Below are 26474 nucleotides of genomic sequence, written 5' to 3'. Positions count from 1 at the left end.
TAGTTAATTATACTCACGACTATAATTTATAGTTGCTTGAATAATTGGGTATAAAACCATGTCGAAGAACAGCGGCTTCGTGTTCCGCCGCCCCACGCTGGCAAGTAGCATTGCCGACGGTTTGGTGGGGGCCGGGATTCAGGATTTCACGTCGGGCCTGTTCCTGGCGGCGCCTCGGCGCACCGGTAAAAGCACCTTTTTGCGCGAAGACCTGATCCCGGAGTGCCAGCTCCGGGGTTGGCTGACGGTGTATGTCGATCTCTGGGCCGATAAAGAGAAAGATCCGGCAGAGTTGATCGACAGCGCGATTGCCGCTGCTCTGGTGCCCTATGAAAAGGGCATTCGCAAACTGGCCAAGAACATGGGAATCGAGAAGCTCAGCTTTCTGCGTACCCTGTCCTGGGACTTTACCAAGCCACAGTTGCCGGTCGGTGCGACGCTGACCCAAGCCTTGGAATTGCTCCACAGTGCTGCGGAAAAACCCGTCGTACTGGTGATTGACGAAGCGCAGCACGCCTTAACCAGCGAGTCAGGGATCAACGCGATGTTTGCGTTGAAGGCTGCCCGGGATCAGCTCAACCAAGGCCGTGACGAGGAGGGCAGCGGTTTGCACCTCGTGTTCACCGGTTCCAATCGCGACAAGCTTGCGCATCTGGTGTTGGGCAAAAGTCAGCCGTTTTTCGGCTCCAGCATCACGCCGTTCCCCTTGCTCGGCAAAGCGTTCACCCAGGCTTATACCGCACACCTCAACGCGCACCTGGCCGAAACCAATCAATTCAGCGCTGCCGACATTGATGAGGCGTTTGAGTTGGCAGGTCATCGTCCCGAGATGCTGCGCACCATCATCGGTGAAGTGGCGCTGGAACTGGGCGAGGCCAGCAATTTGGGCCAACTGCTGCACAGTCGTGCCGAACTATTGCGTGCGGGTATATGGACTGAGTTCGAAAGCGCCTGGAACAATCTCACCATTCCCCAACGCGCCGTGCTGGAAGTGATGGTGGAGCGATCGCGCGCCAACGAGCCCTTCGCGCCGTTCACGGACAGCACCCTCACGGCCGTCAGCAAAGCGCTGGAGGACATGGGCAGCGACGTGGTGCCGGGCACCCAGACGATTCAGGCCTGTATCGATGCCCTGCGCGACAAAGAGCTGGTGTGGAAGTCGAGCCGGGGCGGCTATGCCCTGGAAGACAAATCCTTTGGTGATTGGCTGCTGTACAAAAGCCGTACAAGGATTTAAAGGCAACAAGGTTCAAAGGTGGGAGCTGGCTTGCCTGCGATGCGGGCACCTCGGTGTATCAGTGACACACAGTTGATGCCATCGCAGGCAAGCCAGCTCCCACATTGATCTTTGGTGTGGCTTATTTCTTTACCAAGGCCGAACACGCCGCCTTGTAGGCCTCATGCTGATACTTGTTCAGCGAGGCCGGCAGATCAAAGTTGTGTTTCTTGTTCTGCGCATTAATGGTCTGTGGTGACAGCAACGTCACCTCAACCCCATCCAACAACTGAAACACCCCTTCAATCTTGAAGGTAGTCGGGCCGCCTGCGAACTCGCCTTTCTTGCTGCGCTTCTTGATCGCGATGCGGGTGATGGCGTTTGCCTGCACAAACGCCTTCACCTGGGCGGCGAAGGCTTTGACGTTGGCGGCTTCATCATCGTCTTCAAGGGCGATTTTTTTGGTAGCCAGGGCGACGTGGGTCAGCGCCTGGTTGTCCAGGAAGGCGACGGCGATGATGGCTTCGCTGCCTTTGATTTCGATGCCGCAAATAGTCATGAATGGCCTATTAAATAAAGTGGAGGCTGAGTGGCGAGTATCAGTAATGCCGGTCTTCTTCTTGATGTTGATAGATCTGATGTGCCGTCCAGAACATCAGTATCGCGAACACCATCATCAAGCCGACGCTTACGCTCATGATGTAGAAGTTAGGCGAACTCGATTTAAGGTTCGCCTTGATGTTATGCACCGTTGGAAACCATTTTGAGTACACCACGGGGACCGGGCTGCCCACTTCGTAGCCAGGGTCGTCGATGTAGCTGCTGTTGTTCACCATGCCTTCGATGCGTTGGCCTTCATGGTCGAAGGCGTAATACACGTTGGTGCTTGAGGCCCAGGCGCTGAGGCTTTCCAGTTGGGTGATGTGCCCGATGGTTTCGATGGGCGCCGCCTTTATCAGTGCAAAAGGAGCACCCCGGCTCACTGACAAGCTCAGCATCAGCGACAGTATCAGCATGGCCAAAAACAGCAGGGCGGCGCGCGTGTAGAGGAAATCCCTCTGCGCTTCGCGTGGGTAATACATGTGAATTCCTTTTCAATAATCCTGGAAGCTTTGAATCTGGCTTATTCCTGGCCAATCGACTCCAAAAACTCCGACCGCTCATCACTCATCCGCGCCAGGCAGTCATTTTGCTGAATCGCGTAGTCCTTGCTGCCGTTCACCGCCGGGAAGGTGTCCACGGCGCAATCGGCATCACGCAATTTTTCCCACTTCTGCTGGGCATCCTTCAGACGAGCGGTAATGTCGGCCAGTTGTGACTTGTTGCTGCCATAGGTCGAACCCATGCGTTCCAGCAGGCCTTGGTAGTTATCCTTGAGCAATTGCTCGGCGGTGGTTTTGTTGAAAGTGGCGCATTCCAGGGTTTGCTTGTCGTTCTCGATGCCATCGCACGGCGTGTTGTCGGTGTCTTCGGCCGCGTGCACGCCGGTTGCGATGAGTGCCAAAGCCAGGAAAATCGATTTCATTGCGCCGTCTCATATAGGTGATGAAGCAAATTCTGGCTCAAGCGTGGGACAAAGAACAGCTACCAGTCAGAGATGTCATGTAGGCCTTTGTCGTGGATTGACGCTTTCGGCAATTCCCCTGTCGTTTTTGCACCCGGCTCAGGTTGCCCCTGGGCATATGCTGGCCCCAAAGCGCCGGCAGACGATTCGGCGCATGAATCGCCAATAAGGGGACGCCTGATGAGCCCAGCCGAATTGCACGCCGACAGCATCGTTATCGACGGGCTGATCATTGCCAAGTGGAACCGCGACCTGTTCGAGGACATGCGCAAAGGTGGCCTGACCGCCGCCAACTGCACCGTGTCGGTGTGGGAAGGGTTCCAGGCCACGATCAATAACATTGTGGCCAGCCAGACCCTGATCCGTGAGAACAGCGACCTGGTGATCCCGGTGAAAACCACCGCCGACATCCGCAAAGCCAAGGAACTGGGCAAGACCGGCATCATCTTCGGCTTCCAGAACGCCCATGCATTTGAAGACCAACTGGGCTACGTCGAGATTTTCAAGCAGCTCGGCGTCGGTGTGGTGCAGATGTGCTACAACACCCAGAACCTCGTCGGCACTGGCTGCTACGAGCGCGACGGCGGCCTGTCGGGTTTCGGCCGTGAGATCGTTGCCGAAATGAACCGCGTCGGCATCATGTGCGACCTGTCCCACGTCGGCTCCAAGACTTCCGAAGAAGTCATCCTCGAATCGAAAAAGCCGGTGTGCTACTCCCACTGTCTGCCGTCGGGCCTCAAAGAGCACCCGCGCAACAAGTCCGATGAAGAGCTGAAGTTCATTGCCGACCACGGCGGTTTTGTCGGCGTGACCATGTTCGCGCCGTTCCTGGCCAAGGGCATTGATTCGACCATCGACGACTACGCCGAAGCCATTGAATACACCATGAACATCGTTGGCGAAGACGCCATCGGCATCGGCACCGACTTCACCCAGGGCCATGGCCAGGATTTCTTCGAAATGCTGACCCACGACAAGGGTTATGCCCGCCGCCTGACCAGCTTCGGCAAGATCATCAACCCGCTGGGCATCCGCACCGTGGGCGAGTTCCCCAACCTCACCGAGACCCTGCTCAAGCGCGGCCACAGTGAGCGCGTGGTGCGCAAGATCATGGGCGAGAACTGGGTCAATGTCTTGAAAGACGTCTGGGGCGAGTGAATAACTCTGGAGCCTACTCCGCTCGCCGATAGCTGCGTCAGGTCCTCGCGCCAAACTCGCCGTACGTACCGTACTGTCTCGCTTGTCGCTCCGGTCCTTCCTTGCTCTCGACGTGCTCGCTACGGCTCCAAAGTCATTCACACGGCTTGTTTATAAGAGCAAGGCAAAAGCTTTGCTAAGCACTGAAACCGAATTGTTTGGAGTTAAGTTTCCATGGCCAAGATCGCCCCGCAATTGCCAATCGAAGTCGACAGCGAAACCGGTGTCTGGACCTCCGATGCCCTGCCGATGCTGTATGTGCCGCGCCATTTCTTCGTCAACAACCACATGGGTATCGAAGAAGTGCTGGGCGCGGACGCCTATGCCGAAATCCTCTACAAGGCCGGCTACAAATCCGCCTGGCACTGGTGTGAAAAAGAAGCCGAATGCCACGGCCTGGAAGGCGTTGCGGTGTTCGAACACTACATGAAACGCCTGTCGCAACGCGGCTGGGGCCTGTTCAAGATCCAGGACATCGACCTCGACAAAGGCACCGCCAGCGTCAAGCTCGAACACTCGGCATTCGTCTATGTGTACGGCAAGGTCGGGCGCAAGGTCGACTACATGTTCACCGGGTGGTTTGCCGGCGCCATGGACCAGATTCTGCAAGCGCGCGGCAGCAACATCCGCACGGTGGCCGAACAAGTCTACGGTGGCTCCGAAGAAGGCCACGACGACGGGCTGTTCACCGTCAAGCCGTTGTAAGTCGAGGACCCTGCCATGGCTTTCGAAGCAATGTTTGCGCCGATCCAGATCGGCAAACTGACCATCCGCAACCGCGTGCTCAGTACCGCCCACGCCGAGGTGTATGCCACCGACGGCGGCATGACCACCGACCGCTATGTGAAGTATTACGAAGAGAAAGCCAAGGGCGGGATCGGCCTGGCCATCTGCGGCGGTTCTTCCAGCGTGGCCATCGACAGCCCGCAAGGCTGGTGGAAATCGGTGAACCTGGCCGACGACCGGATCATCCCGCACTTTCAGAACCTGGCCGATGCCATGCACAAGCATGGCGCCAAGATCATGATCCAGATTACCCACATGGGCCGCCGCTCGCGTTGGGACGGCGAACACTGGCCGACCTTGCTGTCGCCATCGGGCATCCGCGAGCCGGTGCACCGCGCCACCTGCAAGACCATCGAGCCGGAAGAAATCTGGCGCGTGATCGGCAACTACGCCACGGCTGCGGCGCGGGCGAAAGCTGGGGGCCTGGACGGCGTGGAGCTGTCGGCGGTGCACCAGCACATGATCGACCAGTTCTGGAGCCCACGGGTCAACAAACGCACCGACGAATGGGGCGGCAGCTTTGAAAACCGCATGCGTTTCGGCCTGGAAGTCTTGAAGGCGGTACGCAAGGAAGTCGGCCCGGATTTCTGTGTGGGCATCCGCCTGTGCGGCGATGAGTTCCATCCGGACGGCTTGTCCCACGAGGACATGAAACAGATCGCCAAGTATTACGACGACACCGGCATGCTCGATTTTATCGGCGTCGTGGGTTCAGGTTGCGACACCCACAACACCCTGGCCAACGTGATCCCGAACATGAGTTATCCACCGGAGCCGTTTTTGCACTTGGCCGCCGGTATCAAGGAAGTGGTCAAGGCCCCGGTGCTGCACGCGCAGAACATCAAGGACCCGAACCAGGCCACGCGGATTCTGGAAGGCGGCTATGTAGACATGGTCGGCATGACCCGTGCCCACATCGCCGACCCGCACCTGATCGCCAAGATCAAGATGGGCCAGATCGACCAGATCAAGCAGTGCGTCGGCGCCAACTACTGCATCGACCGCCAGTACCAGGGGCTGGACGTGTTGTGCATCCAGAACGCCGCGACGTCCCGTGAATACATGGGTGTGCCGCACATCATCGAGAAATCCACCGGGCCCAAACGCAAAGTCGTGGTGGTGGGGGCCGGTCCTGCCGGGATGGAAGCGGCGCGCGTTGCCGCCGAGCGTGGCCACGATGTAACCCTGTTCGAGAAAAAAGAATTTATCGGCGGGCAAATCACCACCGCGTCCAAAGCCCCGCAGCGTGACCAGATTGCCGGCATCACCCGCTGGTTCCAGCTGGAACTGGCACGCCTGAACGTCGACCTGCGCCTGGGCGTGGCGGCGGACGCGGCGACCATCCTGGACCTGCGTCCGGACGTGGTCGTGCTGGCGGTGGGCGGTCATCCGTTCCTGGAGCAGAACGAACACTGGGGCGCGGCCGAAGGCCTGGTGGTCAGCAGTTGGGACGTGCTCGACGGCAAAGTCGCGCCGGGCAAGAACGTGCTGGTGTACGACACCATTTGCGAATTCACCGGCATGTCGGTGGCGGACTTCCTGGCGGACAAAGGCAGCCAGGTCGAGATCGTCACTGACGATATCAAACCGGGTGTGGCCATTGGCGGTACGTCGTTCCCGACGTACTACCGCAGCATGTACCCCAAGGAAGTGATCATGACCGGCGACATGATGCTGGAAAAGGTCTACCGCGAAGGCGACAAGCTGGTGGCGGTGCTGGAGAACGAATACACCGGCGCCAAAGAAGAGCGGGTGGTCGATCAGGTGGTCGTCGAGAACGGCGTGCGCCCGGATGAAGAAATCTATTACGGGCTCAAGGAAGGTTCGCGCAACAAGGGCCAGATGGACATCGAAGCCCTGTTCGCGATCAAGCCGCAGCCGTGCCTGAGCGAAACGGGTGACGGGTACTTGCTGTTCCGCATCGGTGATTGTGTGGCCCAGCGCAATACCCACGCCGCCATCTATGACGCCCTGCGCCTTTGCAAGGATTTCTGACCCGACACTGAGCCACTGTGTACTCGGTCAAGTGTGGGAGGGGGCTTGCTCCCGATAGCGGTGGGTCAGCGACAGATACAGGAACTGACAGTCCGCCATCGGGAGCAAGCCCCCTCCCACATTAAGGTCCGGTTTCACAGTAGACCTGTGTGGTCTTTGGGAGCTTCACCATGTTGAACACCTTGCTGCCTATTCTCTTGTTTGCCGCCCTGGGCCTTGCCGCCCTCGGCGCATTGCGCCGGGTGAACATGTGGCGCCGGGGCCGCGCCTCCAGGGTCGACTTGCTCGGCGGCCTGCTGGCCATGCCCAAGCGCTACATGGTCGACCTGCACCACGTCGTCGCCCGCGACAAATACATCGCCAACACCCACGTCGCCACGGCCCTGGGCTTTGTGCTGTCGGCGCTGTTGGCGATTCTGGTCCACGGCTTCGGCCTGCATAACCGCATCCTCGGCTACGCCTTGCTGCTCGCCTCGGTGCTGATGTTTGTCGGCGCCACGTTCGTCTACCTGCGCCGGCGTAACCCGCCGTCACGTCTGTCGAAAGGCCCGTGGATGCGCCTGCCGAAAAGCCTGATGGCGTTCTCGGTGAGCTTCTTCCTGGTGACCTTGCCGGTGGCCGGGGTTCTGCCGGCTGACTTTGGCGGCTGGCTGCTCGCCGCACTGCTCGGTGTCGGTGTGTTGTGGGGCGTGTCCGAGATGTTCTTCGGCATGACCTGGGGCGGCCCGATGAAGCATGCCTTCGCCGGTGCCCTGCACCTGGCCTGGCACCGCCGCGCCGAGCGCTTTGGTGGCGGCCGCTCCACCGGTTTGAAACCGCTGGACTTGAGCGATAAAACTGCGCCACTGGGCGTGGAAAAACCCAAGGATTTCACCTGGAACCAACTGCTTGGTTTCGACGCCTGCGTGCAGTGCGGCAAGTGTGAAGCCGCGTGCCCGGCCTTTGCGGCCGGCCAGCCATTGAACCCGAAGAAGCTGATCCAGGACATGGTGGTTGGCCTGGCCGGCGGCACCGATGCCAACTTTGCCGGCAGCCCGTATCCAGGCAAGCCGATTGGCGAACACAGCGGCAACCCGCACCAGCCAATCGTCAACGGTCTGGTGGACGCCGACACCCTGTGGTCGTGCACCACCTGCCGTGCCTGTGTGGAAGAGTGCCCAATGATGATCGAGCACGTGGACGCCATCGTCGACATGCGCCGCCATCTCACCCTGGAAAAAGGTGCCACGCCGAACAAGGGCGCCGAAGTCCTCGAGAACCTGATCGCCACCGACAACCCCGGCGGCTTCGCCCCCGGCGGTCGACTGAACTGGGCGGCGGATTTGAACCTGCCGCTGCTCAGCGAAAAAGGCAGCGCCGATGTGTTGTTCTGGGTGGGCGACGGTGCCTTCGACATGCGCAATCAACGCACCTTGCGCGCCTTCGTCAAGGTGCTGAAAGCGGCCAGCGTCGACTTTGCGGTGCTGGGCCTGGAGGAGCGCGACAGCGGTGATGTGGCGCGGCGTCTGGGGGACGAAGCCACGTTCCAGCTGCTGGCTGCGCGCAATATCCAGACCCTGGCCAAGTACAGCTTCAAGCGCATCGTCACCTGCGACCCGCACAGTTTCCATGTGCTGAAAAACGAATACGGCGCCTTCAACGGTAACTACCTCGTGCAGCACCACAGCACGTTCATGGCCGAGCTGATCGGCGAGGGTGCGCTGAACCTGGGTCAGCACAAGGGCAGTAGCGTGACCTATCACGACCCGTGCTACCTCGGCCGCTACAACGGCGAATACGAGGCGCCGCGCCAAGTGCTGCGGGCGCTGGGTATCGAGGTTAAGGAAATGCAACGTTCCGGTTTCCGCTCGCGCTGCTGCGGCGGTGGCGGTGGTGCGCCCATCACCGATATTCCCGGCAAGCAACGTATCCCGGATATGCGTATGGAAGACATCCGCGAAACCGGCGCCGATCTGGTGGCCGTGGGCTGCCCGCAATGCACGGCGATGCTCGAAGGCGTCGTCGAGCCGCGCCCATTGATCAAGGACATCGCCGAACTGGTCGCTGACGCCTTGCTCGAAGACGCCGCCCCGGTGAAAGCCCCTATCAAGCGTGAACCTGCGGAGGTGCATTGATGAGCGACATTATCCGCCGCGATCCACGGGCCGAATGGATCGCCCGTAACCGCCTGCACCCCTTGCATGCGGCGATGCAGCCGCTGCAACACAGTTGGATGGGGCCTAACGGTGTCATCCGCAAAAACCTGCATGGCATCGGTTTTATCGGCCCCAACGGCCTCAAGCGTATTGACCGCAGCGGCACCCAACAGGGCGGCGCGGCGAAGCGTACGGCGGCGGTGGAGGTGCAATTGCCGCTGCATCAGGTGCCGGCGCCCGCGTTCTACATCAACGTGGTGCCGGACATGGTCGGCGGCCGCCTGAGCAGCCACGACCGCGACGTGCTCGGCCTGGCCCGGCAACTCGCCGGCAGCGACGGCGCCGTGCTGGCGGTGGTGTTCGGCGAACACAAGGAGAGCGCCTTTGCGACGGCGGGTGTTGATCGCCTGCTGGTGCTCGAAGGCCACGCGTTCGACGGTTATTCACCGGAGCAACGTGTCCAGTGCCTGCGGGCTGTGGATAACCAGTTCAACCCGCGCCATTGGTTGCTGCCGGACAGTCGCAGTGGCGGCGGCGAGTTGGGCCGGCGTTTTGCTGCGAGCCTCAAGGAACGCCCGGCCACGCGGGTTTGGCAAATCAAAGGTGAGGAGTGCATCGGCCGTGCCGGTGCGGGCCAGGAGGATATGGCTCGCCCGTTGCCACGCTTGATTCTGGCCGCAGTCGAATGTGCCGATCCGGTCAGCGACACGCGCCATGAAGTGTTGCCCGTGGAGTTATCCACACCCCTGGCGCGCAGCTTGTCGCGGATCGAAGACCTCGGCGCCGTGGCAGTCGACCCGGCGGCGATTCCCATGGCCGAAGCGGAGTTTATTTTCTCTGGCGGTAACGGCGTGAAGGACTGGGCACTGTTCCACCAGACTGCAGCCGCCCTCGGTGCGACCGAAGGCGCCTCGCGGGTGGCGGTGGACGACGGCTTTATGGCGCGTGATCGCCAGGTCGGCGCCAGCGGCACCTGGGTCACGGCGCGGGTGTATGTGGCCGTGGGGATTTCCGGGGCAATCCAGCACCTGCAAGGCATCGGTGCCTGCGACAAGGTGGTGGCGATCAACCTGGACCCTGGCTGCGACATGATCAAGCGTGCCGACTTGTCGGTGATCGGCGAAAGCGCCGCGATTCTGCAAGCCTTGATCGATGCGGTGCAGGTTTACCGCAACGGCGCCAAGCGCGATGCAGCTTAGGGACATGACCATGACGACGACTGTAATCAGCCTGGTTTCCATCGGCGCCCACCCCACGTCCGGTCGCCCGCGCCGTGCCGAGCAAGACGCACGTGCCGTCGAGCTGGGCCTGCAAATGGCTGGGGATAAGTTGCAGGTGCTGCACGCCGGCAGCCTCCACGAACCGACCTTGCGCAGCTACCTGGGCATGGGCTTGCCGCAGTTGCACGTGTTGGAACAGCCGGCAGGCGCTGATGCGTTGCCGGTGCTCAGTGAGTATTTGCGCGACGCAGGCGCCCAGGTGGTGCTTACCGGTACCCAGGCCGAAACCGGCGAGGGCTCGGGCATGTTGCCGTTCCTGCTGGCCGAGCAATTGGGCTGGCCGTTGATTGTCGGGCTGGCGCAGGTGGAGTCCATCGACGGCGGCGTGGCCCATGTGCTGCAAGCTTTGCCGCGCGGTCAACGGCGGCGTTTGAAAGTGCGTCTGCCGTTTCTGGCCACTGTGGATAACGCCGCGCCCAAACCACGGCAAAGCGCCTACGGGCCTGCACAACGCGGGGAGTTGGCAGCCCATGAGGTCGAAATTGAGCAAGACGAGTTATTCACAGGTGCGGTGTTGCAACCCGCCAAGCCCCGGCCCAAGCGCCTCAAGGTGATCAAGGCCAAAAGCGGCGCGGACCGCATGAAGGCTGCCACGGCCAAAGCCAGCGGCGGCGGTGGGCAAGTGCTCAAGGGGCTTAGCCCTGAAGCGGGCGCAGACGCGATCCTCAAGTTACTCATAGAAGAAGGCGTGGTGCGCTGATTCCCTGTGGGAGCGGGCTTGTGTGGGAGCTGGCTTGCCTGCGATGGCATCACCGCGGTCTAACTGATAGACCGCGGCGCTACTATCGCGGGCAAACCCGACTCCCACAGAAAGTAGGATTACCCACAATCCCTGTTGACCCACCTGTGGATAACCTGTTCGCGGCTGTCCACACCCCCGGTATATCAAGCCCTGCAGCCCGCTGTATGAAAAACAACCAGGCTAACCAGCGGTTTTTCCTGGGGTTTTCCCATGAATAACTTTATTTGCCGGTACCGACTTGCCCCCAAAGTCTGTTGGCGCTTCTGTGGATAAGATGTTCGCTATCGGCTACAGGCCACGTGGATTAAGGCTTCCACTGGGTTGATCAATAATTGATCAATTCGGCCTGTTTGGTGAATTAAAACCCTGAAACCCCCGTTTTATGAAGGTTTGACGCGGTTTTCCACAGTGCCGGCAAAGTTGCCCCCAAAGTCTGTTGGTGCTTCTGTGGATAAGGTGTTCGCGCACTGCTACAGGGCACGTCATTCGTGGCTTTCAAAGATTTGATCAATAAATGATCAGGTGGGGTTTAAACCGGCCTACTTGAATAAGTCACGGATTTTCTTCATTTATTTACAGGTGGGAAGCGCACTTGCCCACAATTGCTGTGGGTGGCTTTGTGGATAAGTTGTTGGGCAAAGGCTGGAGGGCAGGCGCCAGCGGTCTGTCAGGGTGTTGGATGAATTATGTACAGCTACAAACTACTGTGGGAGCCGGGCTTGCCGGCGATGACGGAGTAACAGCCAACATAAGGGTTGAATGTTAAATCGCTATCGCGGGCAAGCCCGCTCCCACATTTTGATCGGCAGTGTGTCAGCCCATTACTCGTGTACGGCAACGCCTTTCAGATAAGGCGCCGGCGCAGCCCCCAGGTTGCTCAGCAACCGCTCGCTGTACCAATCCACAAAGTTCACCACGCCGAACTCATACGTCTTGGAGTACGGCCCTGGTTGGTAAGCGGTGGAGTTGATCCCACGCTGGTTCTCTTCGGCCAGGCGACGGTCCTGATCGTTGGTGGCGTCCCAGACCTGGCGCATGCGGTCCACGTCGTAGTCCACGCCTTCCACGGCGTCCTTGTGCACGATCCACTTGGTGGTGACCATGGTTTCCTGGGCGCTGATCGGCCACACGGTGAACACGATGATGTGGTCGCCCATGCAGTGGTTCCACGAGTGCGGCAGGTGCAGGATGCGCATCGAGCCCAGGTCCGGGTTCTTGATGCGGCCCATCAACTTCTTGCAGCCTTGCTTGCCGTCGAGGGTCATCGATACGGTGCCCTTGAGCAGCGGCATGCGCACGATACGGTTACGCAGGCCGAAGCTGGCGTGGGCGTAAGGGATTTTCTCGGCGTCCCAGGCAGCGGCCGAAGCGGCGACGTGGTCCTTGAAGGCCTGGTCGGCGCGCGGGTCGGTAACGTCGTCCCATTCCAGCAGGGTTTTCAGCAGTTCCGGGTGCGACGCGTTGCAGTGGTAGCACTCGCGGTTGTTTTCCAGCACCAGCTTCCAGTTGGCTTTTTCAAACAAGGTGGTGGTAATCGCCACCTTGGTGTTCTCCATGTCGTACGGTTCCATGTAATGGTTCAGCGTCGACAGGAAGTCATCAATAGCCGGTGGATTCTCTGCCAGGCTGATGAAGATATAGCCGCCGGCGGTCTTCACGTTCACCGGTTTGAGGCCGTACTGCTTCATGTCGAAGTCGGCGCCCATCTCGGTACCGGCGAACAACAGACGGCCGTCCAGCTCGTAGGTCCACTGGTGGTAGTGGCAGACCAGTTTGGCGACCTTGCCTTTTTCGCTGGTGCACAAGCGCGAGCCACGGTGGCGGCACACGTTGTGGAGCGCATGCACCACGCCTTCGGCGCCACGGATCACGATGATCGGGTTCTTGCCCACTTGCAGGGTCAGGTAGTTGCCCTTGGTGGGGATCTCGCAGGTCATGCCGGCGATCAACCACTCTTTATGGAAGATCTCCTGCATGTCGATATCAAACAACCGCTCATCAGAGTAAAACGGCTGCGGCAGCGAAAAGGTGCGCTCACGCTCTTGCAGCATTTGCGCGGTGGCCTTGCGTGCGGGTTCCAGCGGATCGCCCAAGCTTAAGGTTGCGGTGACGTCCATCGTGTGTGTCCTCATGGCCATTCTGTGTGGCCGGCGAAAGTGGCTACGGTTATTGCAGTGCAAGGCGTAAAGAAAGCGTCTTTGTTGGGAGCGAGTGTGGGGCCGGTGAATACCAGAACCTTATCCATGAGCGACATGGCCCACTCTGATCCCGACGCGCAAGCCCCGTGGTATGGGGGCTGGTCGCGATAAGTATGTGAATGTCGCAGATAGGTAAATGGGTGGTTCTCGCGTTACGCAGAATCGCCACCATAAGGCCGAATATCGGCGGTGGAGAACAGCATGTCCAACAACTTCCTGAATCCGGTAACGACCCAGACCTGGGCCAATGGTCGGCACATCGTCCGTTGCGTCAAAGTCATCCAGGAAACCTGGGACGTGCGCACGTTCTGCTTCATGGCCGACCAGCCGATCCTGTTCTTCTTCAAGCCTGGGCAATTCGTCACCCTGGAGCTGGAAATCGAAGGCCAGCCGATCATGCGCTCCTACACCATTTCCAGTTCACCGTCGGTGCCTTACAGCTTCTCGGTGACGATCAAGCGCGTGCCGGGCGGGCGTGTCTCCAACTGGTTGCACGACACGCTGCATGAAGGCCAGGAGTTGGCGGTGCACGGGCCGGTCGGGCTGTTCAATGCCATCGACTTCCCGAGCCCGAAAGTGTTGTACCTCAGCGGTGGCGTCGGCATCACGCCGGTGATGTCCATGGCCCGTTGGTTCTACGACACCAACGCCAATGTCGACATGACCTTTGTTCACAGTGCCCGCTCGCCCAAAGACATCATCTACCACCGCGAGCTGGAGCACATGGCGTCGCGGATCGACAACTTCAGCCTGCACCTGATCTGCGAAAAGCACGGCCTGGGCGAACCCTGGGCCGGTTATCGCGGCTACCTGAACCACAAAATGCTCGAGTTGATGGTGCCGGACTTCCTGGAGCGCGAAGTCTTTTGCTGCGGCCCTACGCCGTACATGAGTGCGGTGAAACGCTTGCTGGAAGCGGCGGGCTTTGACATGGCGCGTTATCACGAGGAGTCCTTTGGTGCCACGCCGCCGGAAGCCCGTGCCGACGCAGTGGAACAAGCCGAACAGGCTGCCGATGCACCGGAAGTCGACTTGGCGGATCTGCACCAGGTGGAGTTCATTGCCTCAGGCAAAAGCATTCGTGTGGCGCCGGGCGAAACCGTCCACGCCGCTGCGGCCAAACTTGGGCTGCTGATTCCCAAGGCTTGCGGCATGGGTATCTGCGGGACGTGCAAGGTGATGAAGCTGGGCGGTGAGGTCGAGATGGACCACAACGGCGGGATTACCGAGGAAGACGAAGCCGAAGGCTACATTTTGTCGTGCTGCAGCGTGCCGAAGGGCGATGTGCGTATTGAGTTCTGATTAGCCGCGCGCTCACCACTGATCAACAGGTGAGTCAGTCCCGCGTCGGATGTCATGAGTCTCCGACGCAGTCCTTAGTGCTTAGCGGGCGTAGAGCTGAATGGCGAACTGATCACCGGAGGCTGTCAGTTCATAGACTTTTTCATAGATAGTCAGGGTTCTCGAAGGCTCCCTGATGGTGTCACCGACTTTCGCAAGCTTCCTGAACTCGTCCCAGCTTACGAATGTGTTGCTGAGACTGCCTTCTTGGCGTGCGTTCATGGCGTAGCATTGAACTTCCATGGTTTAACCCTCTGCTGGATTTCCGTTTCCGGCCGATTATTCGGCAGGCAGGTATTCCCGAAAGGAGGCCGCTGCTGCGGCTTTTTCCTTTCGGGTTCCAAGAGGCTAGTCGATGAAAATGCAGTCGTATGCTGTCGGAAACACCAGATAACAGTCTCGGCAATCCGCCAGTATTCGTCGCGCTTAGGCGCCCATCACTTGGCGAATATCCGCGGCTAATTCTCTTACACGTTCTTCCTCGGTATCCCACGCACACATGAACCGTGCGCCACCTTTGCCGATGAAGGTGTAGAAGCGCCAGCCCTTGGCCGTCAAGGCTTCGATGGCCGCTTCCGAGAGTTGCAGGAACACGCCGTTGGCCTGCACCGGGAACATCAATTCCACGCCGGGAATATCCGCCACCAGGCTGCTCAGCAGTTGTGCGCAGTGGTTGGCGTGGCGTGCGTGTTTGAGCCAGGCGTCGTTTTCCAGCAGGCCCACCCAGGGTGCCGAGAGGAAGCGCATTTTCGACGCCAGCTGGCCGGCCTGTTTGCAGCGGTAATCGAAGTCTTCGGCCAGCTTGTGGTTGAAGAACAGGATCGCTTCACCCACCGCCATGCCGTTTTTCGTACCGCCAAAGCACAGCACATCCACACCGGCTTTCCAGGTCAGGTCGGCCGGGGAGCAACCGAGGAACGCGCAGGCATTGGCGAAGCGCGCGCCGTCCATGTGCAGGTTCAGGCCCAGTTCCTTGCAGGTGACGCTGATCGCGCGGATTTCTTCCGGGGTGTACACGCTGCCGACTTCAGTGGCCTGGGTCAGGGTCACCACGCGGGGCTTGGGGTAGTGGATGTCCTGGCGCTTGAGGGCGATTTCGCGGATCGATTCGGGGGTCAGCTTGCCGTTTTCGGTGCGAGCGGTGAGGAGCTTGGAACCATTGGAGAAAAACTCCGGCGCGCCGCATTCGTCGGTTTCAACGTGGGCGGTTTCCGAGCAAATCACGCTATGGTAGCTCTGGCACAGCGAGGACAGTGCCAGGGAGTTGGCGGCTGTGCCGTTGAAAGCGAAGAATACCTCGCAGTCGGTTTCGAACAAGTGACGGAATCCGTCGGCGGCGCGGTGGGTCCATTCATCATCGCCGTAGGCGCGTTGATGGCCCTGGTTGGCTTGTTCCATGGCGGCCCAGGCTTCCGGGCAGATGCCGGAATAGTTGTCGCTGGCGAATTGTTGGCTCTTGTCGGTCATGGCCCATTCCTGTGGTCGATGTTGGTGCGCACTGTAACCAAGATTGTCCAGGGTGCGCACGCACTGTAAATGCAAAGTCACTGGGGAATTATGCACGGTACTGAAACGATTCCTGTCGGACGCGTCCGGGATGGCGCCCTGGATTTGCTCAAGTGGCTGGCGCTGCTGAGCATGGTGCTGGATCACTTGCGTTATGTCGGTTTGAGCCTCGATGGCCTGTATGTGCCAGGCAGGCTGGCGTTTCCCTGGTTTTGCCTGGCGATTGCGGCCAATGTGAACCGGGTCCGGCATGCGCCTGTAACCGGCCAGTGGCGCTACCTGGGCTGGCTGTTGCTGTTCAGTGTGATCAGCGAAGTGCCGTACCGAATGTTTATCGACGATGCCGATACATTAAACGTCTTGCCGACCCTGGCGCTGGGCCTGCTCGTTGCCCGAGGATGGCAGCAGAAGACGCTTTTTGATCGAGGTTTGGCGCTGATCGCCGTCGCGATGGGCGCGGTGTTTTCCACACACCTGATGTTCGGCTTTTTCGGTGTCTTGCTGCCGTTGGCAATGCTGCTGGTGTTCAGCCGCCCATGGTATTTCAGCTTGTTACCGGGTTTGGTCTGTGTGGCTGCCAACCAATGGCAGATCTTGCTCAACAGCGGCACGCCCGTGGCGCTTTTGGGATTGGCCACTTGCCTGATCGCGCCATTGGCGGGGTTGGTCTTAGTGCGTCATGCCAGGCATGTGTCTCCACCCGCCATGCGGCGCTGGGCATATAGCTTGTATCCACTGCATTTTTTGATGCTGCTAATCGTCCGACAGATTATCGCCTAACCCCTGTGGGCTGGCTTGCCTGCGATTGCATCACCCCAATGCAACTGATACACCGAGGTGTCTGCATCGCAGGCAAGCCAGCTCCCACACAAGCCTGCTTCCACATTTATTCGGTGTTGTTCCGGCAATGTCGTAAACGCACCTTTGCGTGGCGTCCGTAGGCATTTGATCTACCGGCGCCAGCCCTACCATCGCATCAAAGGGCCCTGCACGGGCCTTAACAATACGAAAGGCTGGGAGAGACGCGATGTTCAGCAAAAAAGACCAGATCCAGGGATATGACGACGCACTGCTGGCGGCGATGAATGCCGAGGAGCAGCGTCAGGAAGATCATATCGAGCTGATCGCGTCAGAGAACTACACCAGCAAACGTGTGATGGAAGCGCAAGGCAGCGGCCTCACCAACAAATACGCCGAAGGTTACCCGGGCAAGCGCTACTACGGTGGCTGCGAGCACGTGGACAAGGTTGAAGCCCTGGCCATCGAGCGCGCCAAGCAACTGTTCGGTGCCGATTACGCCAACGTGCAGCCACACTCCGGTTCGTCCGCCAACAGCGCGGTGTACCTGGCGCTGATCAATGCCGGCGACACCATCCTCGGCATGAGCCTGGCCCACGGTGGCCACCTGACCCACGGCGCCAAAGTGTCGTCGTCGGGCAAGCTGTACAACGCGGTGCAATACGGCATCAACACCGACACCGGCCTGATCGACTACGACGAAGTTGAGCGCCTGGCGGTCGAGCACAAGCCGAAGATGGTGGTGGCCGGTTTCTCCGCCTACTCCAAAACCCTGGATTTCCCACGCTTTCGTGCGATTGCCGACAAGGTCGGCGCGCTGCTGTTCGTCGACATGGCCCACGTCGCCGGCCTGGTGGCCGCTGGTTTGTACCCGAACCCGCTGCCTTACGCCGACGTGGTCACCACCACCACCCACAAGACCCTGCGCGGTCCACGTGGCGGTTTGATCCTGGCCAAGGCCAACGAAGAAATTGAAAAGAAACTCAACTCTGCGGTGTTCCCCGGCGCTCAGGGCGGCCCGCTGATGCATGTCATCGCCGGCAAGGCGGTGTGCTTCAAGGAAGCGGCGGAGCCAGGTTTCAAGGTGTACCAGCAACAAGTGATCGACAACGCCCAGGCCATGGCCGGCGTGTTTATCAAACGTGGCTACGATGTTGTCTCCGGCGGTACCGATAACCACCTGTTCCTGGTCAGCCTGATTCGCCAGGGCCTCACCGGCAAAGAGGCGGACGCTGCCCTCGGTCGCGCCCACATCACCGTCAACAAGAACGCCGTGCCGAATGACCCGCAGTCGCCGTTCGTGACCTCGGGCCTGCGTATCGGCACCCCGGCGGTGACCACACGTGGCTTCAAAGTACCGCAGTGCATCGAGTTGGCCGGCTGGATCTGCGACATCCTCGACAACCTCGGCGACGCCGATGTCGAGGCCAACGTGGCCAAGCACGTGTCTGCCCTGTGCGCTGATTTCCCGGTTTATCGCTGAGCGCGGTTTTGGAGTAATGACTATGCAACGCTACTCGGGCTTCGGCCTCTTCAAGCACTCACTCAGCCACCACGAAAACTGGCAGAAGATGTGGCGCACGCCGACCCCTAAAAAGGTCTACGACGTGGTCATCGTCGGCGGCGGCGGGCATGGTCTGGCGACCGCCTATTACCTGGCCAAAGAGCACGGCATCACCAACGTGGCCGTGGTCGAAAAAGGCTGGCTGGGCGGCGGTAACACCGCGCGCAACACCACCATCGTGCGTTCCAACTACCTGTGGGATGAGTCGGCGCACCTGTACGAACACGCGATGAAACTGTGGGAAGGCCTGTCCCAGGACCTGAACTACAACGTGATGTTCTCCCAGCGTGGCGTTTACAACCTGTGCCATACCCTGCAAGACATTCGTGATTCCGAGCGCCGCGTCAGCGCCAACCGCCTCAACGGCGTGGACGGCGAACTGCTCAACGCCAAACAAGTGGCCGACGAGATCCCGTACCTCGATTGCTCAAAAAACACCCGCTACCCGGTACTCGGCGCCACCGTGCAACGGCGCGGCGGCGTGGCCCGTCACGACGCCGTGGCCTGGGGCTTTGCCCGCGCCGCTGATGCACTTGGTGTGGACTTGATCCAGCAGACCGAAGTGATCGGTTTCCGCAAGGAAAACGGCGTGTGCATCGGCGTGGAAACCAATAAAGGCTTTATCGGCGCCAAGCGCGTCGGTGTGGTGACGGCCGGTAACTCCGGGCACATGGCTTCGCTGGCGGGCTTTCGCTTGCCGATTGAATCCCACCCGCTGCAAGCCCTGGTGTCGGAGCCGATCAAGCCGATTATCGACAGCGTGATCATGTCCAACGCCGTGCACGGCTACATCAGCCAGTCCGACAAGGGCGACCTGGTGATTGGCGCCGGTATCGACGGCTACAACGGCTACGGCCAGCGCGGCTCGTACCCGGTGATCGAACACACCATCCAGGCCATCGTCGAGATGTTCCCGGTGCTGTCGCGTGTGCGCATGAACCGTCAATGGGGCGGCATCGTCGACACCACGCCGGATGCCTGCCCGATCATCTCCAAAACCCCGGTGCCGAACATGTTCTTCAACTGCGGTTGGGGCACCGGTGGCTTCAAGGCTACGCCGGGCTCAGGCAACGTGTTTGCCGCCAGCCTCGCCAAGGGTGAAATGCACCCGTTGGCTGCACCTTTCTCCATCGACCGTTTCCACAACGGTGCGTTGATCGATGAACACGGCGCTGCGGCCGTCGCCCACTAACAGGAGAAATCCCCTATGTTGCATATCTTCTGTCCTCACTGTGGCGAACTGCGCTCCGAAGAGGAATTCCACGCGTCCGGCCAAGCGCACATCCCGCGCCCACTGGACCCGAACGCCTGCACCGACGAACAGTGGGGCGACTACATGTTCTTTCGCGATAACCCGCGTGGCCTGCACCACGAGCTGTGGATTCACGCCGCCGGTTGCCGCCAGTATTTCAACGCCACGCGCGACACCGTGACCTACGAAATTCTTGAAACCTACAAGATCGGCGAGAAGCCGCAATTCACCGCCAAGGCCTCTGGAGAGAAGGTATGAGCCAGATCAATCGCCTGTCCAACGGTGGCCGCATCGACCGTGATAAAGTCCTGACGTTTACCTTCAACGGCCAAAGCTACAAAGGCTTTGAAGGCGACACTCTGGCCGCTGCCCTGTTGGCCAACGGCGTCGACATCATCGGTCGCAGCTTCAAATACTCGCGCCCACGCGGCATCTTTGCCGCCGGCGCCGAAGAGCCGAACGCGGTGTTGCAGATCGGCGCCACCGAAGCCACCCAGATTCCCAACGTGCGCGCCACGCAACAGGCGCTGTACCAAGGCCTTGTCGCCACCAGCACCAATGGCTGGCCAAGCGTGAACAACGACATGATGGGTATTCTCGGCAAGGTCGGCGGCAAGCTGATGCCGCCGGGCTTCTACTACAAAACCTTCATGTACCCGCAATCGTTCTGGATGACCTACGAGAAGTACATCCGCAAGGCCGCAGGCCTTGGTCGCTCGCCGACCGAGAACGACCCGGACACCTACGACAACATGAACCGTCACTGCGACGTGCTGATTGTCGGCGCCGGCCCTGCCGGTCTGTCGGCCGCCCTGGCGGCTGCGCGCAGCGGTGCGCGAGTGATCATCGCGGACGAGCAGGAAGAGTTTGGTGGTTCGCTGCTTGATTCCCGCGAAAGCCTCGACGGCAAACCGGCCACCGAGTGGGTCGCCAGTGTGATCGCCGAGCTCAACTCCCTGCCGGACGTGCTGCTGTTGCCTCGCGCCACCGTCAACGGTTACCACGACCATAACTTCCTGACCATTCACGAACGCCTCACCGACCACCTCGGTGACCGCGCGCCGATTGGTGTGGTGCGTCAGCGTATCCACCGTGTGCGCGCCAAGCGTGTGGTGCTGGCGACCGGTGCGTGCGAGCGCCCGCTGGTGTACGGCAACAACGACGTGCCGGGCAACATGCTCGCGGGTGCAGTCTCCACTTACGTGCGCCGCTATGGCGTGGCACCCGGCAAAAAACTGGTGCTGTCGACCAACAACGACCACGCCTACCGCGTGGCACTGGACTGGTTTGATGCAGGCCTTGCGGTTGTAGCGGTGGCCGATGCTCGCCATAACCCACGCGGTGCATTGGTTGAAGAAGCCCGTGCCAAAGGCATTCGCATCCTCACCGGCAGCGCCGTGATCGAGGCCCGTGGCAGTAAGCATGTGACGGGTGCTCGTGTCGCAGCCATCGATGTGAAAGCGCATAAAGTCACCAGCCCCGGCGAGTGGCTGGAGTGCGACCTGGTTGCCAGCTCCGGCGGCTACAGCCCGGTTGTTCACTTGGCCTCGCACTTGGGCGGCAAGCCGACCTGGCGTGAAGATATCCTCGGTTTTGTACCGGGCGAAGCACCACAAAAACGCGTGTGCGTCGGTGGTATCAACGGCGTGTACGGCCTTGGCGATTCCCTGGCGGATGGTTTTGAAGGCGGCGTGCGCGCAGCCAGCGAAGCCGGTTTCGCGCCTGTGCAAGGCACGCTGCCAAAAGCCTTGAGCCGTCTGGAAGAGCCGACGCTGGCGCTGTTCCAGGTGCCTCACGAAAAAGCCACTGCACGGGCGCCGAAGCAATTTGTCGACCTGCAAAACGACGTGACCGCTGCCGCCATCGAACTCGCCACCCGTGAAGGTTTCGAGTCGGTCGAGCACGTCAAACGCTACACCGCGCTGGGTTTTGGCACCGACCAGGGCAAGCTGGGTAACGTCAACGGCCTGGCGATTGCCGCGCGCTCGTTGAACGTGACCATCCCGCAGATGGGCACCACCATGTTCCGCCCGAACTACACGCCGGTCACCTTCGGCGCTGTGGCGGGCCGCCACTGTGGGCACATCTTTGAACCGGTGCGCTACACCGCGCTGCAAGCCTGGCACGTGAAAAACGGCGCCGAGTTTGAAGACGTCGGCCAGTGGAAACGCCCCTGGTACTTCCCGCGCAACGGTGAAGACCTGCACGCTGCGGTGAAACGCGAATGCCTGGCCGTGCGCGACAGCGTCGGCCTGCTGGATGCGTCCACCCTCGGCAAGATCGACATTCAGGGCCCGGATGCCCGTGAATTCCTCAACCGCATCTACAGCAACGCCTGGACCAAGCTCGACGTAGGCAAGGCGCGCTACGGCCTGATGTGCAAGGAAGACGGCATGGTCTTCGATGACGGCGTCACCGCCTGCATCGCCGACAACCACTTCCTGATGACCACCACCACCGGCGGCGCAGCGCGCGTGCTGCAGTGGCTGGAAATCTACCAACAGACCGAATGGCCGGACCTCAAGGTGTACTTCACCTCGGTCACCGACCACTGGGCAACCATGACCCTGTCCGGCCCCAACAGCCGCAAGCTGCTGAGCGAAGTGACCGACATCGACCTGGACAAGGACGGTTTCCCGTTCATGACCTGGAAAGAAGGCTTGGTCGGCGGCGTGCCGGCACGGGTGTTCCGTATCTCGTTTACCGGTGAGCTGTCGTACGAAGTCAACGTGCAGGCCGACTACGCCATGGGCGTGCTGGAACAGATTGTCGAAGCCGGAAAGAAGTACAACCTGACCCCGTACGGCACCGAAACCATGCACGTACTGCGCGCCGAGAAGGGCTTCATCATCGTCGGCCAGGACACCGACGGCTCGATGACCCCGGACGACCTGAACATGGGTTGGTGTGTAGGCCGCACCAAGCCGTTCTCGTGGATCGGCTGGCGCGGGATGAACCGTGAAGACTGCGTGCGCGAAGAGCGTAAGCAGCTGGTCGGGCTCAAGCCGATTGATCCGAACGTATGGCTGCCGGAAGGCGCGCAGCTGGTGTTCGATCCGAAGCAGACGATTCCGATGAGGATGGTCGGCCACGTCACCTCAAGCTATGCCCACAACTCCCTCGGCTATTCGTTTGCGATGGCGGTGGTCAAGGGCGGCTTGAAGCGCATCGGCGAGCGGGTGTTCTCACCGCAAGCGGATGGCAGCGTGATCGAGGCGGAGATTGTGTCTTCGGTGTTCTTCGACCCGAAAGGCGAGCGGCAGAACATCTGATAGACCGAGGCGCCTGCAGCGCAGGCAAGCCCCCTCTCACATTTTGAAATGCATTCCCCTGTGGGAGGGGGCTTGCCCCCGATGAGGCCAGTAGCCGCACAACAGAATTCAGACAGGTGCTTTATGACAGCAGCCAACGTATACCAACAACGCCCCACCACCGGCGCCAAGGCCGAGTCGTCGCTGCACCATGCCGACCTCGCCAGCCTGGTCGGCAAGGGCCGCAAGAACGCCGGCGTGACCGTGCGCGAAAAGAAACTCCTCGGCCACCTGACGATTCGTGGCGATGGCCATGACGCGGCCTTCGCTGCCGGCGTGCACAAAGCCCTCGGCATCGAGCTTCCAGCCGCCCTGCAGGTGATCGTCAAAGGCGAAACCAGCCTGCAATGGCTTGGCCCGGATGAATGGCTGCTGGTTGTGCCGAGCGGTGAAGAGTTCGCTGCCGAGCAAAACCTGCGGGCTGCCCTGGGCGATCTGCATATCCAGATCGTCAACGTCAGCGGCGGCCAGCAGATCCTCGAACTCAGCGGCCCGAATGTGCGCGACGTGCTGATGAAGTCCACCAGCTACGACGTGCACCCGAACAATTTCCCGGTGGGCAAGGCGGTGGGCACGGTGTTCGCCAAGTCGCAACTGGTGATCCGCCATACCGCCGAAGACACCTGGGAACTGCTGATTCGTCGCAGCTTCTCGGATTACTGGTGGTTGTGGCTGCAGGATGCGTCAGCCGAATTTGGCCTGAACGTTCAAGCCTGAGGAGTGACCGATGAGCCGTGCACCCGATACATGGATTTTGACTGCCGACTGCCCCAGCGTGCTCGGCACGGTGGACGCGGTCACCCGCTACCTGTTCGAGCAGGGCTGCTACGTCACCGAACACCATTCGTTCGATGACCGCCTCTCGGGTCGGTTTTTTATTCGTGTGGAATTCCGCCAGCCCGACGGTTTCGACGAGCAGGCTTTCCGCGATGGCCTGGCCACTCGCGGCGAAGCCTTTGGCATGATCTTCGAGCTGACGGCGCCGAACTACCGGCCAAAAGTGGTGATCATGGTTTCCAAGGCCGATCACTGCCTGAACGACCTGCTGTACCGCCAGCGTATCGGCCAACTGTCCATGGACGTGGTCGCGGTGGTGTCCAACCATCCCGATCTCAAGCCGTTGGCCGACTGGCACCAGATTCCCTACTACCATTTCCCCCTCGACCCCAACGACAAACCGTCCCAGGAGCGTCAGGTGTGGCAAGTGATTGAAGAGACCGGTGCGGAACTGGTGATTCTTGCGCGCTACATGCAAGTGCTGTCGCCGGAGCTGTGCCGCAAGCTCGATGGCAAGGCGATCAACATCCACCACTCGTTGTTGCCGGGGTTCAAGGGCGCCAAGCCGTATCACCAGGCCTACAACAAGGGCGTGAAACTGGTCGGCGCCACGGCGCATTACATCAACAACGACCTGGATGAAGGCCCGATCATCGCCCAGGGCGTGGAGGTGGTGGACCACAGCCATTATCCCGAGGACCTGATTGCCAAGGGGCGGGATATCGAAGGGCTGACACTGGCCCGGGCCGTTGGGTATCACATAGAGCGGCGGGTGTTCTTGAACGCCAATCGCACCGTCGTTCTTTAGATCGCTATCGCAGGCAAGCCAGCTCCCACATTTGAATGTGTTCACAAATCAAAAGGTGGGAGCGGGCTTGCCCGCGATGAGGCCATCAGCAACAACGCACAAACAGCATCTGTACCCGAGCACTTTACGCGCTGCCTGCCTGGGCAACGCGGTTCCATAAAAACAACAGCGAGGTGAAAGCATGTCTGGTAATCGTGGTGTCGTGTATCTCGGCAACGGCAAGGTCGAAGTACAGAAAATCGACTATCCCAAAATGCAGGACCCCCGTGGCAGGAAGATTGAACACGGCGTCATCCTGCGCGTGGTCTCCACCAACATCTGCGGCTCCGACCAACACATGGTGCGCGGCCGCACCACTGCCCAGACCGGCCTGGTACTGGGGCATGAAATCACCGGCGAAGTGATCGAAAAGGGCAGCGATGTCGAGAACCTGAAAATCGGCGACCTGGTCTCGGTGCCGTTCAACGTGGCGTGCGGCCGCTGCCGCTCCTGCAAAGAGCAACACACCGGCGTGTGCCTGACCGTCAACCCGGCCCGTGCCGGTGGCGCCTACGGCTACGTCGACATGGGCGACTGGACCGGCGGCCAAGCCGAATACGTGCTGGTGCCGTACGCCGACTTCAACCTGCTGAAACTGCCGGACCGCGACAAGGCCATGGAGAAAATCCGCGACCTGACCTGCCTTTCCGACATTCTCCCGACGGGTTACCACGGTGCCGTCACTGCTGGCGTCGGCCCGGGCAGTACCGTTTACATTGCGGGTGCCGGCCCGGTCGGCCTGGCCGCTGCGGCGTCCGCACGCCTGCTCGGCGCGGCGGTCGTGATCATCGGCGACGTCAACTCTATCCGCCTGGCCCATGCCAAGGCGCAAGGGTTTGAAGTGGTTGACCTGTCCACCGACACCCCGCTGCACGAACAGATCGCCGCCCTGCTGGGCGAGCCGGAAGTGGACTGCGCCGTTGACTGCGTGGGCTTCGAAGCGCGTGGCCACGGGCATGACGGCGCCAAGGCCGAAGCCCCGGCCACCGTGCTCAACTCGCTGATGGGCGTGGTGCGTGTGGCAGGCAAAATCGGCATTCCAGGCTTGTACGTGACCGAAGACCCGGGCGCCGTCGACGCCGCCGCGAAAATGGGCAGCCTGAGCATTCGCTTCGGTCTGGGCTGGGCTAAATCCCACAGCTTCCACACCGGCCAAACCCCGGTGATGAAGTACAACCGCCAGCTGATGCAGGCGATCATGTGGGACCGCATTCATATTGCCGATATCGTCGGCGTCGAAGTCATCAGCCTGGATGACGCGCCGCGTGGGTACGGCGAGTTTGATGCGGGCGTGCCGAAGAAGTTTGTGATTGATCCGCACAAACTGTTCAGCGCGGCATAAGCATTGGCAAAATCAAAAGGGCGACCCTAGGGTCGCCCTTTTTGCGTCGGGTGCTTAAGCCTGCAAGCGTCGACTGATGACATCGAGCAAGTCGCAGCCATCTCGCAGCGGAATGGCGCAGAGCAGAGCAAAGTCCTGCAGGACAAGGGTGTCGGTTTGCAGGCCTTCGCGAAACGCGAGGTTTTCCATGACTTGAGTGACCGCGCGGATGCGGTAGACGGCGGCGTCGTGGAGCACGTCCAGTGGGACTTGGGTGTCGATGAGCAGGGAAGGGGTGGTGCTGTCGTGGCCGGTGAGCGGCATGTATCGGTTCATGTTTTAACCTTCATTCCAGAGAGTGAAGCTGCTACTCACACGTCGCCAAACGAATGGGTGGCAGCTGTACGCAGGTTGGCGAACCGGGGAATGAAGCAAAGCCGGCAGACCCGAAGGTCTCCCGCGCACAGCCGCCATAAAGCGGCCTTAACGCGTGCAAAAAAACCTGCAAAGGAGCAGGTGCTTTTGCATACTTCATATCCACCGAGTCGCCAAACCCGTGTCGCCATGTGGACGACCGCCGAACTATAAGCGCCATCCCTCGCCATGAGCAAGTCGCCCAGCCGATGAAGATCAAATGTGGGAGC

General features: G+C 60.4%; 22 protein-coding genes. 16 read left to right on the top strand and 6 right to left on the bottom strand.

All coding sequences use genetic code 11. The features are described from left to right. Positions 1–58 precede the first annotated feature (58 nt). Complete coding sequence (locus ACI77D_RS07005; protein WP_221295796.1) at positions 59–1237, top strand: ATP-binding protein; 1179 nt, start codon at positions 59–61, stop codon at positions 1235–1237. A gap of 121 nt (positions 1238–1358) precedes the next feature. Here ACI77D_RS07005 and ACI77D_RS07000 read toward each other — a convergent pair whose 3' ends face one another. From ACI77D_RS07000 to ACI77D_RS06990, 3 genes are read right to left on the bottom strand one after another with little or no spacing between them, the layout of a single operon-like run. Then, the gene (locus tag ACI77D_RS07000; RefSeq protein ID WP_064454461.1) at positions 1359–1775 is read right to left on the bottom strand and encodes a DUF3010 family protein; all 417 of its coding nucleotides are present in this window, start codon (positions 1773–1775) and stop codon (positions 1359–1361) included. Between the two features lie 40 nt (positions 1776–1815). Continuing rightward, a complete protein-coding gene (locus tag ACI77D_RS06995) occupies positions 1816–2298 on the bottom strand; it encodes a hypothetical protein (RefSeq protein WP_064454460.1) in 483 nt (160 codons plus the stop codon). Positions 2299–2339: 41 nt separating this feature from the next. Further along, positions 2340–2741: a lysozyme inhibitor LprI family protein gene (locus tag ACI77D_RS06990; protein WP_064454459.1), complete on the bottom strand. Its 402-nt coding sequence runs from the start codon at positions 2739–2741 to the stop codon at positions 2340–2342. 219 nt (positions 2742–2960) lie between these two features. Here ACI77D_RS06990 and ACI77D_RS06985 point away from each other — a divergent pair, with 219 nt between their 5' ends. The 6 genes from ACI77D_RS06985 to ACI77D_RS06960 all read left to right on the top strand — a co-directional run bounded on the left by ACI77D_RS06985 (position 2961) and on the right by ACI77D_RS06960 (position 10873). After that, positions 2961–3938, top strand: a complete 978-nt coding sequence (locus ACI77D_RS06985) for a dipeptidase (protein ID WP_064454458.1) — start codon at positions 2961–2963, stop codon at positions 3936–3938. A gap of 213 nt (positions 3939–4151) precedes the next feature. Next, entirely contained in the window at positions 4152–4682 is a 531-nt protein-coding gene (locus tag ACI77D_RS06980; RefSeq protein WP_003194877.1) for a DUF5943 domain-containing protein, read from the top strand. Between the two features lie 15 nt (positions 4683–4697). Next, positions 4698–6758 carry a dimethylglycine demethylation protein DgcA gene (dgcA, locus tag ACI77D_RS06975; RefSeq protein ID WP_259763351.1) on the top strand — a complete coding sequence of 687 codons (2061 nt, stop codon included), beginning with the start codon at positions 4698–4700 and terminating at the stop codon, positions 6756–6758. Positions 6759–6928: 170 nt separating this feature from the next. Beyond that, a complete protein-coding gene (gene dgcB, locus ACI77D_RS06970; RefSeq protein ID WP_407016297.1) occupies positions 6929–8872 on the top strand; it encodes a dimethylglycine demethylation protein DgcB in 1944 nt (647 codons plus the stop codon). Beyond that, positions 8872–10092, top strand: a complete 1221-nt coding sequence (locus ACI77D_RS06965) for an electron transfer flavoprotein subunit alpha/FixB family protein (RefSeq protein ID WP_407016296.1) — start codon at positions 8872–8874, stop codon at positions 10090–10092. Before dgcB ends, ACI77D_RS06965 begins: the two co-directional genes overlap by 1 nt. Positions 10093–10102: 10 nt before the next feature. Continuing rightward, positions 10103–10873, top strand: coding sequence for an electron transfer flavoprotein subunit beta (locus ACI77D_RS06960; protein ID WP_064454453.1), 771 nt, complete (start codon positions 10103–10105; stop codon positions 10871–10873). 863 nt (positions 10874–11736) lie between these two features. Here the strand turns inward: ACI77D_RS06960 and gbcA are convergent. After that, on the bottom strand, positions 11737–13032 hold the full coding sequence (gene gbcA / locus ACI77D_RS06955) for a glycine-betaine demethylase subunit GbcA (protein WP_407016295.1): 1296 nt from the start codon (positions 13030–13032) through the stop codon (positions 11737–11739). A gap of 282 nt (positions 13033–13314) precedes the next feature. Here gbcA and gbcB point away from each other — a divergent pair, with 282 nt between their 5' ends. Then, complete coding sequence (gene gbcB, locus ACI77D_RS06950; RefSeq protein ID WP_064454451.1) at positions 13315–14415, top strand: glycine-betaine demethylase subunit GbcB; 1101 nt, start codon at positions 13315–13317, stop codon at positions 14413–14415. Between the two features lie 465 nt (positions 14416–14880). Here the strand turns inward: gbcB and ACI77D_RS06945 are convergent, their stop codons facing one another. After that, positions 14881–15921, bottom strand: a complete 1041-nt coding sequence (locus tag ACI77D_RS06945) for a low specificity L-threonine aldolase (protein WP_064454449.1) — start codon at positions 15919–15921, stop codon at positions 14881–14883. A gap of 90 nt (positions 15922–16011) precedes the next feature. On the opposite strand from ACI77D_RS06945, the gene ACI77D_RS06940 reads away from it, so the two are divergent. The 8 genes from ACI77D_RS06940 (at position 16012) to fdhA (ending at position 25851) form a co-directional block, all read left to right on the top strand. Continuing rightward, entirely contained in the window at positions 16012–16740 is a 729-nt protein-coding gene (locus ACI77D_RS06940) for a TraX family protein (protein WP_407016294.1), read from the top strand. 247 nt (positions 16741–16987) lie between these two features. Beyond that, entirely contained in the window at positions 16988–18241 is a 1254-nt protein-coding gene (gene glyA / locus ACI77D_RS06935) for a serine hydroxymethyltransferase (protein WP_064454447.1), read from the top strand. Positions 18242–18263: 22 nt separating this feature from the next. Continuing rightward, positions 18264–19514, top strand: a complete 1251-nt coding sequence (locus ACI77D_RS06930; protein WP_010207084.1) for a sarcosine oxidase subunit beta — start codon at positions 18264–18266, stop codon at positions 19512–19514. A gap of 15 nt (positions 19515–19529) precedes the next feature. After that, a complete protein-coding gene (locus ACI77D_RS06925) occupies positions 19530–19832 on the top strand; it encodes a sarcosine oxidase subunit delta (protein WP_003194855.1) in 303 nt (100 codons plus the stop codon). Continuing rightward, a complete protein-coding gene (locus ACI77D_RS06920) occupies positions 19829–22846 on the top strand; it encodes a sarcosine oxidase subunit alpha (RefSeq protein WP_407016293.1) in 3018 nt (1005 codons plus the stop codon). Before ACI77D_RS06925 ends, ACI77D_RS06920 begins: the two co-directional genes overlap by 4 nt. A 123-nt stretch (positions 22847–22969) precedes the next feature. Next, the gene (locus ACI77D_RS06915; RefSeq protein ID WP_064454445.1) at positions 22970–23602 is read left to right on the top strand and encodes a sarcosine oxidase subunit gamma; all 633 of its coding nucleotides are present in this window, start codon (positions 22970–22972) and stop codon (positions 23600–23602) included. 10 nt (positions 23603–23612) lie between these two features. After that, positions 23613–24470, top strand: coding sequence for a formyltetrahydrofolate deformylase (purU, locus tag ACI77D_RS06910; protein WP_032883972.1), 858 nt, complete (start codon positions 23613–23615; stop codon positions 24468–24470). Between the two features lie 181 nt (positions 24471–24651). Further along, the gene (gene fdhA / locus ACI77D_RS06905) at positions 24652–25851 is read left to right on the top strand and encodes a formaldehyde dehydrogenase, glutathione-independent (protein WP_048722231.1); all 1200 of its coding nucleotides are present in this window, start codon (positions 24652–24654) and stop codon (positions 25849–25851) included. Positions 25852–25905: 54 nt separating this feature from the next. Here fdhA and ACI77D_RS06900 read toward each other — a convergent pair whose 3' ends face one another. Beyond that, entirely contained in the window at positions 25906–26166 is a 261-nt protein-coding gene (locus tag ACI77D_RS06900) for a hypothetical protein (RefSeq protein WP_232000124.1), read from the bottom strand. Between the last annotated feature and the right edge of the window lie 308 nt (positions 26167–26474).

Origin of the sequence: Pseudomonas sp. O39 (genome assembly GCF_045447295.1) — a bacterium.
Classification (GTDB): Bacteria; Pseudomonadota; Gammaproteobacteria; order Pseudomonadales; family Pseudomonadaceae; genus Aquipseudomonas; species Aquipseudomonas antarctica_A.
Note: the sequence above shows the minus strand (reverse complement) of the source record. Positions and strands in the feature narration are given on the sequence as shown.

Bases quoted from the DNA above. Each gene is read 5' to 3' on its own strand.
- ACI77D_RS07005 (WP_221295796.1), top strand. From the start codon at position 59: ATGTCGAAGAACAGCGGCTTCGTGTTCCGCCGCCCCACGCTGGCAAGT.
- ACI77D_RS07000 (WP_064454461.1), bottom strand. From the start codon at position 1,775: ATGACTATTTGCGGCATCGAAATCAAAGGCAGCGAAGCCATCATCGCC.
- ACI77D_RS06995 (WP_064454460.1), bottom strand. From the start codon at position 2,298: ATGTATTACCCACGCGAAGCGCAGAGGGATTTCCTCTACACGCGCGCC.
- ACI77D_RS06990 (WP_064454459.1), bottom strand. From the start codon at position 2,741: ATGAAATCGATTTTCCTGGCTTTGGCACTCATCGCAACCGGCGTGCAC.
- ACI77D_RS06985 (WP_064454458.1), top strand. From the start codon at position 2,961: ATGAGCCCAGCCGAATTGCACGCCGACAGCATCGTTATCGACGGGCTG.
- ACI77D_RS06980 (WP_003194877.1), top strand. From the start codon at position 4,152: ATGGCCAAGATCGCCCCGCAATTGCCAATCGAAGTCGACAGCGAAACC.
- dgcA (WP_259763351.1), top strand. From the start codon at position 4,698: ATGGCTTTCGAAGCAATGTTTGCGCCGATCCAGATCGGCAAACTGACC.
- dgcB (WP_407016297.1), top strand. From the start codon at position 6,929: ATGTTGAACACCTTGCTGCCTATTCTCTTGTTTGCCGCCCTGGGCCTT.
- ACI77D_RS06965 (WP_407016296.1), top strand. From the start codon at position 8,872: ATGAGCGACATTATCCGCCGCGATCCACGGGCCGAATGGATCGCCCGT.
- ACI77D_RS06960 (WP_064454453.1), top strand. From the start codon at position 10,103: ATGACGACGACTGTAATCAGCCTGGTTTCCATCGGCGCCCACCCCACG.
- gbcA (WP_407016295.1), bottom strand. From the start codon at position 13,032: ATGGACGTCACCGCAACCTTAAGCTTGGGCGATCCGCTGGAACCCGCA.
- gbcB (WP_064454451.1), top strand. From the start codon at position 13,315: ATGTCCAACAACTTCCTGAATCCGGTAACGACCCAGACCTGGGCCAAT.
- ACI77D_RS06945 (WP_064454449.1), bottom strand. From the start codon at position 15,921: ATGACCGACAAGAGCCAACAATTCGCCAGCGACAACTATTCCGGCATC.
- ACI77D_RS06940 (WP_407016294.1), top strand. From the start codon at position 16,012: ATGCACGGTACTGAAACGATTCCTGTCGGACGCGTCCGGGATGGCGCC.
- glyA (WP_064454447.1), top strand. From the start codon at position 16,988: ATGTTCAGCAAAAAAGACCAGATCCAGGGATATGACGACGCACTGCTG.
- ACI77D_RS06930 (WP_010207084.1), top strand. From the start codon at position 18,264: ATGCAACGCTACTCGGGCTTCGGCCTCTTCAAGCACTCACTCAGCCAC.
- ACI77D_RS06925 (WP_003194855.1), top strand. From the start codon at position 19,530: ATGTTGCATATCTTCTGTCCTCACTGTGGCGAACTGCGCTCCGAAGAG.
- ACI77D_RS06920 (WP_407016293.1), top strand. From the start codon at position 19,829: ATGAGCCAGATCAATCGCCTGTCCAACGGTGGCCGCATCGACCGTGAT.
- ACI77D_RS06915 (WP_064454445.1), top strand. From the start codon at position 22,970: ATGACAGCAGCCAACGTATACCAACAACGCCCCACCACCGGCGCCAAG.
- purU (WP_032883972.1), top strand. From the start codon at position 23,613: ATGAGCCGTGCACCCGATACATGGATTTTGACTGCCGACTGCCCCAGC.
- fdhA (WP_048722231.1), top strand. From the start codon at position 24,652: ATGTCTGGTAATCGTGGTGTCGTGTATCTCGGCAACGGCAAGGTCGAA.
- ACI77D_RS06900 (WP_232000124.1), bottom strand. From the start codon at position 26,166: ATGAACCGATACATGCCGCTCACCGGCCACGACAGCACCACCCCTTCC.